This is a genomic window from Kribbella sp. NPDC051587, from assembly GCF_044453945.1.
GTDB lineage: Bacteria > Actinomycetota > Actinomycetes > Propionibacteriales > Kribbellaceae > Kribbella.
On the sequence record NZ_JBITDE010000004.1, the window covers coordinates 98,878 to 114,630 of the forward strand.

14 protein-coding genes are annotated in these 15,753 nt (G+C 68.2%); 2 read left to right on the forward strand and 12 right to left on the reverse strand.

Features of this window, described 5'->3' with window-relative positions; genetic code table 11:
* Nucleotides 1-34: 34 nt before the first annotated feature.
* From egtD to ACIA49_RS16180, 9 genes are all read right to left on the reverse strand, one after another.
* Entirely contained in the window at nt 35-1,000 is a 966-nt protein-coding gene (gene egtD / locus ACIA49_RS16140) for an L-histidine N(alpha)-methyltransferase (RefSeq protein ID WP_396377939.1), read from the reverse strand.
* The gene (gene egtC, locus ACIA49_RS16145; RefSeq protein WP_396377940.1) at nt 997-1,740 is read right to left on the reverse strand and encodes an ergothioneine biosynthesis protein EgtC; all 744 of its coding nucleotides are present in this window, start codon (nt 1,738-1,740) and stop codon (nt 997-999) included. Before egtC ends, egtD begins: the two co-directional genes overlap by 4 nt.
* Nucleotides 1,740-3,080, reverse strand: coding sequence for an ergothioneine biosynthesis protein EgtB (gene egtB, locus ACIA49_RS16150; RefSeq protein WP_396377941.1), 1,341 nt, complete (start codon nt 3,078-3,080; stop codon nt 1,740-1,742). The genes egtC and egtB overlap by 1 nt, the downstream gene beginning before the upstream one ends.
* Nucleotides 3,077-4,303 carry a glutamate-cysteine ligase family protein gene (locus ACIA49_RS16155; RefSeq protein WP_396377942.1) on the reverse strand — a complete coding sequence of 409 codons (1,227 nt, stop codon included), beginning with the start codon at nt 4,301-4,303 and terminating at the stop codon, nt 3,077-3,079. Before ACIA49_RS16155 ends, egtB begins: the two co-directional genes overlap by 4 nt.
* A 160-nt stretch (nt 4,304-4,463) precedes the next feature.
* On the reverse strand, nt 4,464-8,102 hold the full coding sequence (locus ACIA49_RS16160; RefSeq protein WP_396377943.1) for a glycoside hydrolase domain-containing protein: 3,639 nt from the start codon (nt 8,100-8,102) through the stop codon (nt 4,464-4,466).
* A 39-nt stretch (nt 8,103-8,141) separates the two neighbouring features.
* Nucleotides 8,142-8,825, reverse strand: a complete 684-nt coding sequence (locus tag ACIA49_RS16165) for a (2Fe-2S)-binding protein (RefSeq protein ID WP_396377944.1) — start codon at nt 8,823-8,825, stop codon at nt 8,142-8,144.
* Nucleotides 8,822-9,598: an ABC transporter ATP-binding protein gene (locus tag ACIA49_RS16170; RefSeq protein WP_396377945.1), complete on the reverse strand. Its 777-nt coding sequence runs from the start codon at nt 9,596-9,598 to the stop codon at nt 8,822-8,824. Before ACIA49_RS16170 ends, ACIA49_RS16165 begins: the two co-directional genes overlap by 4 nt.
* Before the next feature lies 1 nt (nt 9,599).
* Nucleotides 9,600-10,628, reverse strand: a complete 1,029-nt coding sequence (locus tag ACIA49_RS16175; protein WP_396377946.1) for a FecCD family ABC transporter permease — start codon at nt 10,626-10,628, stop codon at nt 9,600-9,602.
* Nucleotides 10,625-11,620 carry a FecCD family ABC transporter permease gene (locus ACIA49_RS16180; RefSeq protein WP_396377947.1) on the reverse strand — a complete coding sequence of 332 codons (996 nt, stop codon included), beginning with the start codon at nt 11,618-11,620 and terminating at the stop codon, nt 10,625-10,627. Before ACIA49_RS16180 ends, ACIA49_RS16175 begins: the two co-directional genes overlap by 4 nt.
* Nucleotides 11,621-11,694: 74 nt before the next feature.
* Here ACIA49_RS16180 and ACIA49_RS16185 point away from each other — a divergent pair, with 74 nt between their 5' ends.
* Nucleotides 11,695-12,705 (forward strand): ABC transporter substrate-binding protein, encoded by a 1,011-nt coding sequence (locus ACIA49_RS16185; RefSeq protein ID WP_396377948.1) that lies wholly within the window; start codon nt 11,695-11,697, stop codon nt 12,703-12,705.
* 69 nt (nt 12,706-12,774) lie between these two features.
* Nucleotides 12,775-13,341 carry a hypothetical protein gene (locus ACIA49_RS16190; protein WP_396377949.1) on the forward strand — a complete coding sequence of 189 codons (567 nt, stop codon included), beginning with the start codon at nt 12,775-12,777 and terminating at the stop codon, nt 13,339-13,341.
* Here ACIA49_RS16190 and ACIA49_RS16195 read toward each other — a convergent pair.
* Genes ACIA49_RS16195 through folP form a run of 3 tightly spaced genes read right to left on the reverse strand, consistent with a single transcriptional unit; the run spans nt 13,334 to nt 15,607 of the window.
* Complete coding sequence (locus ACIA49_RS16195) at nt 13,334-14,014, reverse strand: hypothetical protein (protein ID WP_396377950.1); 681 nt, start codon at nt 14,012-14,014, stop codon at nt 13,334-13,336. The genes ACIA49_RS16190 and ACIA49_RS16195 overlap by 8 nt on opposite strands.
* A gap of 1 nt (nt 14,015) precedes the next feature.
* A complete protein-coding gene (locus ACIA49_RS16200) occupies nt 14,016-14,741 on the reverse strand; it encodes a pyrimidine reductase family protein (protein WP_396377951.1) in 726 nt (241 codons plus the stop codon).
* A complete protein-coding gene (gene folP / locus ACIA49_RS16205) occupies nt 14,741-15,607 on the reverse strand; it encodes a dihydropteroate synthase (RefSeq protein WP_396377952.1) in 867 nt (288 codons plus the stop codon). The genes ACIA49_RS16200 and folP overlap by 1 nt, the downstream gene beginning before the upstream one ends.
* Between the last annotated feature and the right edge of the window lie 146 nt (nt 15,608-15,753).

Here is a 15,753-nt window from a genome sequence, read left to right on the forward strand (position 1 = left end):
TTTCAGTGCCTAGCCAGGGAAATTGGGGACCGGGTCAGGCGGCTTGCCAGAGGGAGAGGGCGAAGCGGGCCTGGGTGTCGGTCCACCAGGCTGCTTGGGTGAAGCCGCCGGTGGCCAGTTCGGCGGTGACGCCTTCGGGGCGGAACTTGGCCGAGATCTCGGTGTGCAGCTCCTCGCCCTCGGCGAAGTCGATCTCGAGGTGGACCTCGGGGATCAGGACGCGCTGCGGGCTGGTTGCCCGCAGGCGCATCTCGATCCATTCGTTGTCGGCGTCCCAGCGGGCGACGTGTTCGAAGGCGTCGACGTCGAAGTCGGCGCCGAGCTGGCGGTTGATCACCCGCAGGACGTTGCGGTTGAACTCCGCGGTCACGCCCTGGGCATCGTCGTACGCCGCGACCAGGGTGGCCGGATCCTTGACCAGGTCGGTGCCGAGCAGCAGCCACTCACCAGGCTCGAGGACGTCGCGGATCGAGCGGTAGAAGGTGGCGCGCTCGGTAGGCAGCAGGTTGCCGATCGTGCCACCGAGGAAGGCGACCAGCCGGGGTGAGTCGCCGGGCAGCTTGTCGAGGTGGGCGGTGAAGTCACCGACAACACCGTGGACGTCGATGGTCGGGTAGTCGGCGTTGATCGCGTCCGACGCCTCGCGCAGTGCGGACTCGGAGACGTCGAGCGGGACGAACGTGGTCAGCGTGCCGTGATCGCGCAGCCCGTCGAGCAGCAGGCGGGTCTTCTCCGACGAGCCGGAACCGAGCTCGACCAGGGTGCGCGCCTTCGTCAGCTGGGCGATCTCGCCGCTGCGCGCCTGCAGGATCTCGCGCTCGGCGCGGGTCGGGTAGTACTCGGGCAGCCGGGTGATCTGCTCGAACAGTTCGCTGCCGCGCGCATCGTAGAACCATTTCGGCGGCAGCCATTTGGCGTCGGCGGTGAGGCCGGCGCGGACGTCTTCGCGGAGGGTACGAGCGGCATAGTCCGGCGTGAGGTGTACGTCGATCTGGGTCACTGCGGTCCTTCCATCGGGGTGATGCTCACGGTGGTAGCGGTGGCCACGAGCAGCGAGCGGTCCGGGACCTCGTCCCAGTGCCCGGCGCCGAACGGTTCCGAACTGACGGTGGTCGAGTCGGCGGTCCGTCGGACGTGCAGGGAATGCGTCCAGCTGGTGGCGACGAGCTGCTCGCCGTCGGTCAGCAACAGGTTCAGTCGCGAACCCGGTGCCGCCTCCTCCACCTCGTGGACGACGGATGCGACCGCCTCGGCGGCGTCGTACCCAGTGGTCAGGCGATGCGAGATCAGCGCGAAGAGCAAGGCGGAATCGACGGGGGCGTCGAGCGTCACCAGGTCGGCGACCGGTAACGCGCCGGCCAGCTTCACCGTCGACTCCGGCCAGCCCGGGATCCGCCCGTTGTGGCTGAACAACCAGCGCCCGTTGCGGAACGGCGCGACCGCCGACTCCACATGAGGCATCCGCTCCGTCCCGTTCCGTACGGCGGCGATGATCGCGTCCGAAGTGATCACGTGCGAGAGGTCCCGCAGGTTGTCATCGGTCCAGATCGGCACGTTCCGCCGGTACCGCGCCGGCTGGCCGTCGGCGTACCAGCCCAGGCCGAAGCCGTCGGCGTTGACCGTCCCGCCCCCACGCATGTCGCGCGGGGCCCAGGACTGCTCGAACAGGGAGTGCTCCGGCTCCAGCACCAGAGTCGCGAGGGTGGTCGGTGGACCCAGGTAGGCGAGGTGGCGGCACATCAGGAGCGCAGCTCCTCTGGCCGGGGATCGCGGGCACAGCGGAACCCGGCGAAGATCTGGCGGCGGATCGGGTAGTCCCAGTTGCGGAACGTGGTGCGGGCGACCACCTCGTCGGTGGCGAACGAGCCACCACGGAGGATCTTGTAGTCCGGTCCGAAAAAGACCAGCGAGTATTCGTCGTACGGGAAGGCACGGAAGCCCGGGTACGGCGTGAAGTCGCTCGAGGTCCATTCCCAGAGGTCACCGATGAGCTGCTCGACGCCCAGCGGTGACGCGCCGGCCGGGTAGGCGCCGACCGGAGCCGGGCCGAGGTGGCGCTGGCCGAGGTTCGCGTGCTGCGGACCCGGGCTCTCGTCACCCCACGGGAACCGCCGCGTCCGCCCGGTCGCCGGGTCGAACCGTGCTGCGAACTCCCACTCCTCCTCCGTCGGCAGCCGCTTGCCCGCCCACTTCGCATAGGCCTCGGCCTCGTAGAAGCAGACGTGCATCACCGGCTCGTCCAGCGGCAACGCCTCTCGCTTGCCGAACCGCAGCTGCCAGTAGGAGCCGTCCTCGACCTCCCAGAACCGCGGTCCGGTCAGTGAGCCCTTCTGGACGTGCGCCCAGCCGGCCTCCGACCACCACTGCGGGTCCTGATACCCACCGCCGGTCACGAAGCGCAGGTAGTCCCCATTGCTCACCGGCACGGTGTCGATCGCATAAGGCGCCACCCGTACGGCGTGAGCCGGTCGCTCGTTGTCCAGCGCCCAAGGCTCGACCGACGTCCCCATCTCGAAGACCCCACCGGGCACCAGCACCTCAGCCGACGGCAGCCGTCGACCGGGCGGAGGTGCGGGCGCATCCAGCACCGGTACGCCGTGACGCAGTTGGTGAGTCGCCAGCATCGTCTCGTCGTGCTGCTGCTCGTGCTGCACGATCATCCCGAACGCGAACCCGTTGTCGACCAGCTCCCGGCCACCGTCGAACTTCACGTGGTCGAGGACGTCGAGCACCTTGTCCCGGACCTCCTCGACGTACGCGCGCGTCTCCACCGGCCCCAGCAGCGGCAACGCCGGCCGATCCGAGCGCGGGTGCATGAACGCGTCGTACAGCTCGTCGATGTCCTGGCGCAGCGGCTCGCGACCACCCACATCCCGGACCAGCCAGAGCTCCTCCTGGTTGCCGATGTGCGCGTAGTCCCAGATCAGCGGCGACATCAGCTTCGAGTGCTGCTTGATCAGGTCGTCGACGTCGACCGCATCCGCCAGGTGAGCCGTCCGCCGCCGGGACCGGTCCAGCTGCTCGGCCACGAAGGACCGCAGTCCCTCCTCGGTCAGGTCTGACAACTGATGCTGAGTCATGAGGCTCGCCTTCTGTGGGTGTCGTCGACGATGTCCTGCAGCCGGGTTGCGACCGCAGCACGAAGCTCAGGGGTGACGCCGGTCCGGTCCAGCAGGCCGATGCCCAGATCGACGAGCTCACGGGCCGCCTGCGCGACCGGCTTGTCGTCGAGCCCGTCGCGGGCCGCCGGGAACCAACGCCCGGCCCCCGGCTCAGCAGCAGCCAGTACGTCGTCCAGTCGCGCCGGATCGGACATCAACGCAGTGATCAGCAGGGTCGGGGCGATCCACCCGTCTCCCGGCTGGGTGTCGAGGTAGCGGACCTCCAGATAGCCACGTGGCCGCACCGGCGGGAACAGCGTGGATAGGTGGTACTCAAGGTCGTCGTACGTCGGTCTGTCACCGGGCAGCCGGCCATCGGCCCAGTCACCGAAGGTCAGCCCGACCGGCGCGTCCCAGCTGTCGCCGCGGCGCAGGCACAGCACCGGTGCCTCCATCGCAGTCCGCGCCCACGCCTCAGCCGGGTCGCCGTCCAGGGGCGGCGGCTCAGTGAACGGCGCACAGGTGCCGAAGGTCGCCTCTGTCCGTGCAGACGCCCAGCCCGTGTCTGCATCGGCTCGGCGCCGCGAGTTGGCGAACAGTGCGACCAGAGTCGGGCCCAGATCGTGCAGCGCACGCCAACGCAGCGCAGTCTGGTCCACCTCACCGGCATCCAGGCAGACCTGTAGTCCAGCCGTACTGCACATCATCCGCGGGCCGTGCGGCCCCAGCCGCCGGAAGGCACCCTCCATCGCCGCATAGCGCGGAACGGTGAGGATGCGCCGGGGCGCGCGGAACGCGTCCAGCCCGTGCTCGCCCAGGACGAGACCCTCGGACTGCAACAGCGCGGCCAGCTCGGCCGCATCGGCGGCGGTATCGTCGACCAGCTGCTGGATCGACGCCATGGCGGGGCCGGAGATCTCCACCTGGCCACCCGGCTCCACGGTGACCAGAGCACCCCGGCCCAAGGGCAGCTGCGCGCTGCCGGGGACCAGGGTGGGGGGCGCGTGCACGCCCAGTGCCTTCCTCAGCCGGTCGGCGTCGAGCGGCCGGCGCGGATCCTCCGCGTGATGCACGGTCCACTCCAGCTCGACGCCGTGCAGCCGGGGCGGACCATGCTTGAAACAGACCATCGCGACGTAGCCCTCCGCGTCGGCCCGGGAGCCGATCGGGGTCGTCGCCGGAGAACCACCGGACGAGGTCACGTCAGCGACCGTAGCTCTCGCGCCGGGCCCGGACAACCAAGACCGGATTACTCATCGATGACGCCTGCAGCACGACTCTCATGCCCCGCATCCTGCAGGCAGCCACCGACATTTTTCGTTACAGACAAGAACTTCCTGGTGGAAGCGCTTCAAAGAGCGATCACGAGGCCGGGTACTTCACGCTGCCGCCCCAGTCGTTGTAGTGCCAGCCGTTGTTCGGGTCGCCGGGGACCCACCACCAGTGCGCCAGGGTGTTCGTCTTGCTCTGGGCGAAGTACTGGTGCTGGTTGTCGTAGGCGAAGGCGACCGGGTCGGAGTAGACCTCACCGCCCCGGTCCTCCCACTGGACGACTCCCAGGCCCTGGTCCCACCACCAGTGGTAGAGGGTGTTGTTCGGGCCGCGGGCGACGACGTGCTGCTGGGTGGCGGTCTTGAAGGACGAGGGTGCTCCGACGAACTTGCCGGGCGCCCCGCCCCACTTCACCTGGTTCAGACCGCTCCCGGCGTCCCAGAACCAGTGGAAGAGCTGACCATCGGCAGCCTGGGTGAACACGTGCTGCTGCCCGTTCCAGACGAAGGTCGTCGGGTCGGAGTACGCCTCACCACCCCAGTCGGCGAAGTGCGGCTCGAACTCACCGCTCACCCACCACCAGTGGTACAGGTGGTTGTTGGCGCCCCGCGCGACCACGTGCAGCTGGTTGCCCCACACGTACGTGGACGGAGTGCCGACGATCGGCCCTGGCGCACCGCCCCACTTGTCGATGCGGAGCTGGCTGTCCGCCGGGTCCCACCACCAGTGCGTCAGATCACCGGTCGAGGAGCGCGCGAAGATGTGCTGCTGTCCCGACCACACCACTGCGGTCGGATCACCGGCGGCGTCACCGCCCCAGTCCGCGGTGTGTGACGCCGACTCGCCCTCGATCCACCACCAGTGCAACAGCTTGCCCGTCGTACTGCGAGCCACCGCGTGCTGCTGGTTGTACCAGGCGTACCCGCTGGTCTTTCCCGCGATCGGACCGCCGCCCAGATCGTCCCGCCTCAGACCAGGTGCCGCGCTCCAGTCGAACCGGCCCATCGACCCGGTGGCCGTCGGCGCGAAGATCACCTGGTGACCGCCGTCCGTCCCGTCCCACCGGTACGCCGTCGACCCCGGCGTCACGTCTCCCGGCTGGCCGGCGCCGTACGCCTCGATCTCGTCGACGAACAGGCCGGTCTGGTACTTGTTGTTCATCTTCTTGTCCAGGGACACCCGGATGTAGCGTGCCGTCGCCGGAGCGAAGCCGAGGTCGTACCAGAGGTTCGAGGCACCGTTGACGAAGCTCAACCGGCCGCGCTCGCTGTAGTTCGTCCCGTCGTTACTGGTCTCGACCGTGATCATGTCCGGCCGATAGTCCGGGTACTCCTGGTAGGCATGGAACCGGACGGTGCCGACGGCCTGCGAGTAGCCCAGGTCGATGGTGACCGACGGCCGGATCGAGCTGCCGATCGACGAGAGCTCGTAGCCGAAGCTCTTGCCGTCCCCCCAGTTGTCGCTCAGCACACCGTCGGTGGCCTCGTTCCCGGAGTCCGGGAACCGGCCGGAGGGGGCGGAGTGGGTGGTCGACTTGCCACCAGCGATGTTCTGCTGCAGGAGCAGGTTGCCGGCCACCTCGAAGTCGAGCAGTTGGTACGGCGTCGCTCCGCCACTGGACGTGGTCGCCTCGACCCGGACGTACCGGGCCTTGACGTTCAGACCGACGAAGTCGTCGCCACCGGGTTTGGCCAGGTCGTCCTTGGGGTTGTCGACCCGGGTACCTGCCTCGGCCCACTTGGTGCCGTCGAACGAGGTCAGCACCCGGTAGTTGCTAGCCCAGGTCGCACCCCACTTCAGCCGGACACCGTCCACCTGCGCCTGCCGGCCGAGGTCGACCTGCGTCCAGTTGGTGCCGTTACCCGACGTGGGCTGCCAGGCGGTCGAGCTGTCACCGTCGACAGCCTTGGCCGCGTCACCACTCGACGCCGTGGCCGTCTTGGCCCGCGCCAGGTCCTTGGCAGTGACCGGCAGACCAGCTGCGGCGTCCAGCGCGATCCGTCGTACCCGCTGCATGTAGTTGACGTCCGGCGTGTAGGTGTCACTCGCCTGGACGACGCTGTTGGCGAGGTCGTGTGCCAGCCCGGGGTTGGTCTTGCCGAGCTTGTTAAGGACCTCCCAGTCCTCCATGCCGTCCCGCAGTGACTCGTAGCGCGTCGACGACTCGATGGTGTGGTTGGGCTTGTCGGGCCGGACGATGTACCCGTCGCCCTTGACATCCTGGTCGTTCATGTCGAACTGCCAGTTGCCGTAGGCCCAGTGCAGGTAGCCGGTGGCGCCCTTGTTGTAGGCCAGCCACATGGTCTGGCGCTGGCTCCACTGCGGCTGGTCGATGAACCTGTTCAGGTGGTTCCCGGCCGGGATGTTGCAGTTGTAGAACCAGAGTGGCTTTCCGTGGTCCTTGCGCTCGGTGTCGTACGTGCCCGGATCCATCGTGTAGGTGAACAGGTTCGGGATCTCGATGTCGGAGTTCTTGGCGATGAGCGGGCCGGAGCCGTTCACCGACGTGTCACCGAGACGCACGCCGGGGAAGTACTTGCGCAGCTGGGCGGCGATGCCGGTCCAGCCTTCCTCACCCTCCTTGCCGTTGGCCTCGTCACCCACGTGCATCCAGTACTTCGACGTCCAGCCCTTGGCGTCCAGGTGCTGCTTGAGCGCCGGATAGAACTGCGAGTACCAGTTGTTCGCCTCCGGCGACTTCCACAGCATGTAGTCCGGCGTCTGCGAGCCGGTTGCCTTCGGCACCGTCTCGATCAGCCACTGCGGGAAGTACGGGTTGCGGTCCTCGCGCTGCGGGCCGGCACCGGTGAAGCCTTCCAGCGTGTGCACCACGCCCTTGTCCAGGAAGCGCTGCACGACCTCGTCGAACCGACTGAAGTTGAACGTGTACTTGCCGGCGGCATCGACCTTGCTGCCACCGTCGGTGAGCAGGGTGATCAGCGGCAGCTGCAGGTTGTTCTGCCGGTTCTGCTTCATCACGTCGGCCCAGTTGTCGATCAGCTGCCACCAGTCCGGGGTGTACCGCTTGTACTCGTAGAACAGGTCGACCGTGTCGCCCTTGCCGTGGTCCCAGGAGGTGAAACCGAGGAAGTTCGTCCACATCACGTTGGTGAACTCGCTCTGGTTCGCCGGCGGGATCACCACGTTGCGGGCGTTCACCGTGATCGGCACCGACAGATCGCCGTTCGTCGTCTTCACCGTGGCGCGGCCGGTGTAGACACCACCGGCGGCCGTGGCGGGCACATGCACGCGGACCCAGATCGACTGCGTCTGGTTGGCCGGCACCGCCACGGTCTTTGCGTTCAGCAACCGGTCCGGGTATTCACCAGCGCCCTTGCGGATCGTCGGTACGACGAAGTTGTCGGGCTCCCAGCCGTTGACCGAGTTGTGGTTCAGGTACTCGTAACCGACCGGGTTGTAGCTGATCTCGCTCGCCGCGATCGCATCCGTCGATCCGCTCAGCGGCGTGAAGTCGACGCTGTTCACGGTGAACCCGGCCGAGCCACGCAACACGATCTGCGCGCCCTCGTAGTCGTTCTTCGCCGTGTCGAGACGAATGCTGTCGCCGGCGTCGGCCGAGCGCCCGCTGTCCTTGAAGACCGAGCTGTACGCCGTCTCGGTCCACATCCCCGGTATCGCGCCGGCCGCCTCCCGTGCGTGTGCCATCGGCATCGGGGCTACCGAGGTCACCAGAAGTACGCCTGCCACCACTGCACGTGTCCACCGCATGCGGACAGCCTCAGTGCGGATCAGGAGGCGGGCAATCCTTTAGATCCTGTTGGTATAGACCATTCGTCGAAACCTGGGGCAAGTGGTGCAGGCGTTCACTTTCGGCAACACGTAGAAGTAGCAGCACGACGTCCGCAGCTTCTGCTCCAGTGAGACTCCGAACGCGGCAGCCGCTTCATCGGCGTACGGCGCACTCTCCGGCAGCCGGAGTGCAGACCGCACCTCGTCGTCGACCGCACCGAACCGCTGCAGTGAGCTGAGCTTCACCCCGGGCCGGTACGAGTCCAGAAACGCCTTGGCGTGCTCCTTGAGCTGCACAGCTGCTGTCTGCACCGGTACGACGCGCTCCGAGAGCAGCGCGACCTCAACCGGGTAGTGCGCAGTCGGATGCACCCGAAAAGCCAGCGCCTCCGGGGAAACCTCGGGTGACACTCCCTCAGCCGCACCGAGCACTCCGGCAACCAGCGCAGGCACCTGGACGTACCACATGAGCGTGAACATGGCCGCGACCTGCGTAGGCGGATCGATCGTGTAGTCACGCGCATAGTCCGCCGCGACCCGAGCACGCCAAGCAGCCGTCGGATCGCCGCCGTCCTGCTGCTCAGCAATGACCTGGGCACACGACACCCACTCAGGCCCCGGTACGGCGTCCGCAGTCCGCACGGACAGCCACTCGACCGAGTCGGCCAGGGTGTCCACGAGGGAACGAACGGAGTGCGTCACCCAGCAAGCCTACGATCCGGCACCACTACCGGCGCGCCACCGACCTCCACCACCGTTGCCTGCAGCCCGAACACGTCGTCCAGCAGCTCCGCGGTCAGTACGTCGACCGGACGCCCCTCGGCCGCGATCGCACCGTCTCCCATCACCACCAAGTGATCGGCGTACTGCGCGGCCAGCGTCAGATCGTGCAGCACCACCACTACGGTCCGACCGGACAGGTGCGCAGCAGCGTGTACGACGTTCATCACATCAACCGCGTGCGCCAGGTCCAGGTACGTCGTGGGCTCGTCCAGCAACAGGTGTGCGGTCCCCTGCGCCAGCACCATGGCGATCCAGACCCGCTGCCGCTGCCCACCGGACAGCTGATCGACCGGACGGTCTCGCAGCTCGGTCAGTTCCACCGCGGCCAATGCCTGCTCGATCGCCGCATCATCCTCAGGCGTCAGACGCCCGAACAGCCCTCGGTGCGGATGCCGACCACGCGACACCAGCTCGGCCGCAGTGATGCCCTCTGGCGTAACCGGTCCCTGCGGCAGTACGCCGAGCCGCCGCGCCAACTCCCGCGCCGGCAGCTTGTGGATGTCCTCACCATCCAGCAACACCTGTCCACTCTGCGGAGGCAACAGTCGGCTCATGCCGCGCAACAGCGTGGACTTGCCCGAGCCGTTCGGCCCGACGATCGCCGTCAACTGCCCAGCCGGCACTTCCAGCGTCAGCCCTGTCACCACGGGCGCATCCGCGCCGTACCCAAGGGTGAGGTTCTCGACGTGCACTTCAGCGCCCCTTCTGCTGGCGGCCGATGAGGTGAAGCAGGTACGGCGCTCCGGCCGCGGCGGTGATGACACCGACTGGCAGCTCATACGGTCCGAGGTGGAGCCAGCCCAGGCCGTTCCGCGCGAGCAGATCAGCCAGTACGACGAACACTGCGCCCAGCATCGCGGACGTCACCAGCGGCGGTCGTTCCATCCGGGTGAGCCGCAGTGCGACCTGTGGAGCTACCAGCGCGACAAAGGCGATCGGACCGGCGCCCGCTGTCGCCATGGCGGCCAGTACGGTCGCAACGATCAGCAGAAGCAGGCGAATGCGGGCTACCCGCACGCCCAGTGAGGACGCCACGTCGTCACCGAGCACCATGGCGGACAAGTCGCGGTTGAACATGATTGCTACCGGCAACAGCACCACGACAGCAATCAATACCGGTACGGCGTCGCTCCACTCGCGGGAGTTGAGTGAACCGGCCAGCCAGGCTGCAGCTCGACCAGCGTCGTTCACATCGCCGATCACCAACATCCAAGCGACCAAGGAGTTGGCGGCGGCTGCAATGCCCACACCGATCAGTACGACGCGCCCACCATCCACCTGGCCGCGCTGAACAGACAGTGCGCCTACAACGACCGTGGCGAGCAGTCCGCCGAGTACCGCGGCCAGCGGGATCCCCACCCGGCCTGCGAACCCGGAGATGTTGCCACCACCGCTTCCGGCCAGCACGATCACTGCGACTGCTCCGGCCGAGGCGCCCGAGTTCACTCCGACGATGTCCGGGCTGGCCAACGCGTTACGGGACAGGGTTTGCAGGAGCGCACCGGACACCGCGAACGCGATCCCGACCAGCAGTCCGGTCGCCACTCGTGGCAATCGCAGGTCCAACACGATCAGACGTTGCCCACGGCGTCCACCGCCGAGGAGGACGTCGATCACGTCAGCTATCGGTACCTTCGACGTACCGATGCTCAAAGACAGCAGAGCGACGGCGATCGCCAGTGCGGCAAAGACGAGGCTCAGCACGACAGTGCGGGACTTCACAGCACCACCGCCCGGCGACGGACCACCAGCACGAACAGCGGCGCACCGACGATGCCCAGCACCACGCCGGCCTGCACCTCACCCGCACCGCCGATCAACCGGCCGACGAGGTCTGCGAGCACCATGGCGCTCGCACCGACCAGTCCGGCGCCCGGGATCAGCCAGGTGTTGCGGGAACCGAAGAGCTGCCGCGCTACATGCCCGGACAGCAAGCCCAGGAAGCCGATCGGGCCACACGCGGCCACTCCGGCCGCCGTAAGCAAGCCGATCGCACCTAGTCCGATCAGACGAGCTCTGGGGATGGACAGCCCGAGCCCTGCAGCCACGTCGTCACCGAGAGCCAGCAGGTCGAGATCACGAGCGTTGACGGCCGCAAGCACCAGACCGAGTACCGCGAACGGCAGCACCTGTCCGGCAACGTCCAGACCGCGTCCGGCGACCGATCCGACCGCCCAGAAGCGATAGCTGTCCAAGGTGGTGCTGTCCAGCAACACGACCGCCGACGTCATCGCACCGAGCAGCGCGGCGACCGCGGCACCCGTGAGCGCCAGCCCGACCGGAGTGGCTCCACTCCCCCGCGACGCCAGCCACTGCACGCCGTACGTCGCTATCAACGCACCCGCGAGCGCGACCCAGACCGTGGACCCGACTGACTCGACCACTCCGAGCTGTAGCCCCAGGACTACCGCAAAGGCGGCACCGGAGCTCACACCGAAGATGCCCGGCTCTGCGAGGGCATTGCGGGTGTGGCCCTGCATCAGAGCGCCGGCCACCCCGAGGCAGAGACCGATGAGCACAGCCACGATCGTGCGCGGCGCCCGGAGGCTGCGGACGATCACATCCGCATCCGAACCGTTGTTGGCCGTCAGGGCGTGCCAGAGCGCGCCCGGGCCGAGCCAGCGGGAGCCGAAAGCCAGGCTGGCCACGAAGACCAGCACGAGAACGACGGCCAGCACCACCAGCGATACCGTGCGCCGAGCAGGGGGCGACATAGGTTAGGGTTACCTTACTAGTCAGAGGTCGACAGACACCCTACCTGCGACCCTTGCCCTACCAGGAGAGACCCGTGCGAGTGCCACTACCGTCCCCGCCCCACCGCCCCGGACTGGCCCGCATCACCGCCCTGTTCGCCGTCACCGCACTGGCCCTCACCGGCTGTGGCTCGTCCGACGACAGCAAGACCCCCGAGGCGTCCGGCTCGGCCGGCACCGGGTTCCCCCGGACGATCGAGCACGCGATGGGCAAGACCGAGATCCCGGCCAAGCCGAAGCGGGTCGTCGCGCTGGACGCCAGCTTCGTCGACGCCACGCTGATCCTGGACACCCCGGTCGTCGGCTACACCGACTACCGCAGCATCAAGGACAAGCTGCCGGAGTACCTCGGCGCCGACCGCGACACCCTCGGCAAGGATGCCCAGCCGGTCGGCACGCTGGCCGAGCCGAACCTGGAGAAGATCGCCGACCTCGCCCCGGACCTGATCATCACCGCCAAGGTCCGGCACGAGAAGCTCTACGACCAGCTCTCCAAGATCGCGCCGACGATCATGTCGGAGACCACCGGGCCGACCTGGAAGGACAACATCCGGCTCGAGGCGAAGGCGCTCGGGCAGGAGACCCTGGCCGAGCAGGAGATCACGTCGTACGAGAAGGCGGCCAAGTCCGTCGGCGACGCGATCAATGCGAAGGCGAAGAACCCGACCATCTCGGTGGTCCGCTTCCTCGACGGCCCGACCCGGCTCTACCAGAAGGCGACCTACTCCGGCATCGTGCTGAAGGACGCCGGCCTGGCCCGGCCGAAGTCGCAGGACGTCGAGGGCTTCGCCCTGGAGATCAGCGCCGAGCGGATCAAGGACGCCGACGCGGACGCGATCTTCGTCACCCAGTTCGCCGACGACAAGGGCCTGGGCGCCAAGACCGCGGCTGAGTTCAAGGCCAACCCGCTGTGGAAGCCGCTGGCGCCCAAGGTGCACGAGGTCCCCGACCTGACCTGGATGACCGCCGTCGGTCTGCAGGGCGCCTGGGCGATCCTGACCGACCTGGCCAAGACCTTCGGCGTGGACGCACCTGCCAAGGCATAGGGTGCGGGTGTGACTGTTCTGACTCGGTGGCATGTCGGGCCGTGGACCACTCGGGGGACACTGCCGGGCATGCCACTCGAGCCAGGGCGGAAACGCACTCCGGACGAGCTGAACTTCGACGTCGTTGGACTGGCCCGGATCCTCGGCCGGCGGCTGTCCGGCCGTGATGAGCTCCAGGTGCGGCTCTGGCAGAACGAGTTGCGTCCGACGCACACCCGGCAGTGCGGCGTCCATACGCTCGCCGAACCGGAGCTGCTGGAGCAGACTGCCGCGGAAGCCCTTGCCTGGTTGGCAGAGCGGGCTCCTGCGGGCTATGAGTTTGTCCGCACCGACGCTGTCGAGCTACGTCCAGTGCTGGACCTGACAGCACCAGTGGTGGCCGTTGACGCGGTCATCGAGCTCGCCGCGACCACACTGCCCGCTGCGCGACTCGCTGCGGCCCACGTACGCCGTACAGGCTCTGGCTGGTACGCCGGGAATGCCGTCTGCAACTGGTCGGGCCCGCACGAGACCGAGGCGGCCGCGGTAGCCGTCGTACAAGCTGCACGTGATGAGCTGGTTGAGCAGCTGCGCGCTGCTGGCCGGGAGGACCTGGCCGACACCGCACCGCGCTGGCCGGACGTTCCGGTCAGCTGAACGACGCTACGAAGTAGCCGACCCCGTACGGCGCGGCGTGGTAGGCCAACTCACCGCTTAGGCCACCAAGCGCCCCCGCCAGCACCTGCCAGGGTGCACGGCCGGCGGCCTGCAGCTCGGTCGCCAGGTCTGGGTCAAGAGCAGCCAGTACGTCGGCATCCGCGGCCGCGAAGGCTTGTGCGACGGTACTGTCGAAGATCTCTGCTAGCGGATGCAGGTGGACCGGTGAGTGCTCACTGCGTCGCGGCGCCCCATCCCCCATCACCAGCAGCGCGAGCCGATCGTTGCCTCCAGCAAGCTCCTTGCCGAGCTGTAAGCAGTCGGCGGGCGGCGCATCAACCGGTACGGCGCGATAGATCCGGGAGACGTGAGCAGCCTTCGACTGGTCGAGGAGCCAACCGCCCATCGCCAGCGAGAGCGGCAGGACCGGATCCCCGGAGCCGATGCGGACGGTCGGAGCGCCGTACGGGCCAAAGGAACCGCCGGTGCGCCCGTCGTACGTCGCGTCGGTCGCCGCCGAGCCGACCACCAGCACGCTGTCGGCCGTGGCCAGTCCGTCGATCGCTGCGAGGCAGGCAGCGCGGAGTTCGTCCAGATCGGATGCCGCGCCAGAGGCTACTTCGGGGACGAGGAGCGGTGGGTGGGGGCAGACGGCGGCGGCGACTACGGGCACGTCAGGACTCCCGGAGGTAGCGGAAGAAGAGGTAGTCGTCGGAGGCGCCCAGGCTCGTGGCCAACCTCAGTTGGCGGGTGAGCGTGGTGGGCACGCCGGCGGTGACGCGGCCGGAGCCGGGGCCTGCCAGGAGAGGTGCCAACGCCAGACAGAACTCGTCGACCAGGTCAGCTGCCGTCAGGGCGCCCAGCAGGTGCGGACCGCCTTCGCAGAGAATCTGCGGCATCCCGCGAGCGGCGAACTCCTCGACCACCGCCTGGAGGTCCACCTCAGAATCACCGAGTACGACCAGGTCGGCGACCTCGGCCAGGGCCTCGCGGCGGTCCGGCGGGGAGGCTTCGTGGGTGATCACGATCGGCCGCTCGGCCGACTTGAAGATCGGGTTCACCGGGCTCAACTCGAGTCGCGAAGACACGACCGCGAGGGTCGGGTTCTCGGCCAGGTCGTTGGCCTTGCGCCACTCACGGCTGGCCGCCGACAACCGCAGCGGCGTGTAGCCCTCGTCGCGGATGGTGCCGGCGCCGACCAGTACGACGTCGGCCAGCCGGCGGATCATGCTGAAGACGCGGCTGTCGGAGTCGCTCGACAACGCCTTGGACTGGCCGTCGATCTCGACCGCGCCGTCCAGGCTGCTGACGAAATTCGCCCGCAGGTGCGGAACCGTGCGGTCCTCGACGCGGTAGACCTCGATCAGTTCGTCGTCGGACAGTTCGTCGAGTTGGCGCATCAGGCCAGGCTCCTTCGGGTTCCGGCGGGCTGGGCGGTCCCCCGCAGTACGGCGATCAGGTCGAGCGCTTGGCGCGCCGCCGGTACGTCGTGTACCCGGAACACGCGGGCACCAAGCCAGGCCGAGATGCTCAGCGCGGCCAGCGTCCCGTTCCCCCGCTGACCTGGCGGCAGTTCGAGCGTCTCGCCGATGAAGTCCTTGTTGGACACGGCCACCAGCACCGGCCACCCGGTCGCGGCCAGCTCGTCCAGGCGACGGGTCAGCTCGAGCGACTGCAGGGTGTTCTTGCCGAAGTCATGCGTCGGGTCGATCAGGATCCCGTCCCGCCGCACCCCGGCCGCGACCGCGCGCTCGGCCAGGCCGGTCGTCGTACGGATCACGTCGGCCACCACGTCGTCGTACGCCATCCGGTGCGGGTCGGTGCGTGGCGAGAGCCCGCCGACGTGGCTACAGACGAGCCCGGCGCCGAACTCGGCCGCGGCGTACATGAGATCGGGATCGGAACCCGACCAGGTGTCGTTGAGCAGGTCGGCCCCGGCCTCGACCACGCGCCGCGCGACCCCGCTGCGGTAGGTGTCGACGCTGATCACCAGCGACGGGTGTCGGGCGCGGATCCCGGCCACGAAATCGACCGTCCGCCGGAGCTCCTCGTCCTCGCTGACCGGTTCGCCGTACCCGGCCTTCACGCCACCGATGTCGACCAGGTCGGCACCGTCCGCGACCGCCTGGTCGATCGCCGCGTACGCCGCGTCGGTGGCGAAGGTCGCGCCCCGGTCGAAGAACGAGTCCGGAGTCCGGTTCACGATCGCCATGAGCGCGAACTCGTTGGCCCCGAAAGTGCGTTGGCCCAGGCGCAGCGCAGTCATGAGGCGACTGTATCCGGCGGACCTCCGCCACCGTCCAACCTCCCGCCGGCAGCTCCTGCGGAGAGGTGCTGAGCGTGCGGGTGGCGGTGGGCGGCCCAGTTAGTGAGTGGCGGCGGTCCACACCCCCTGCCGAAGCTGCCACATAT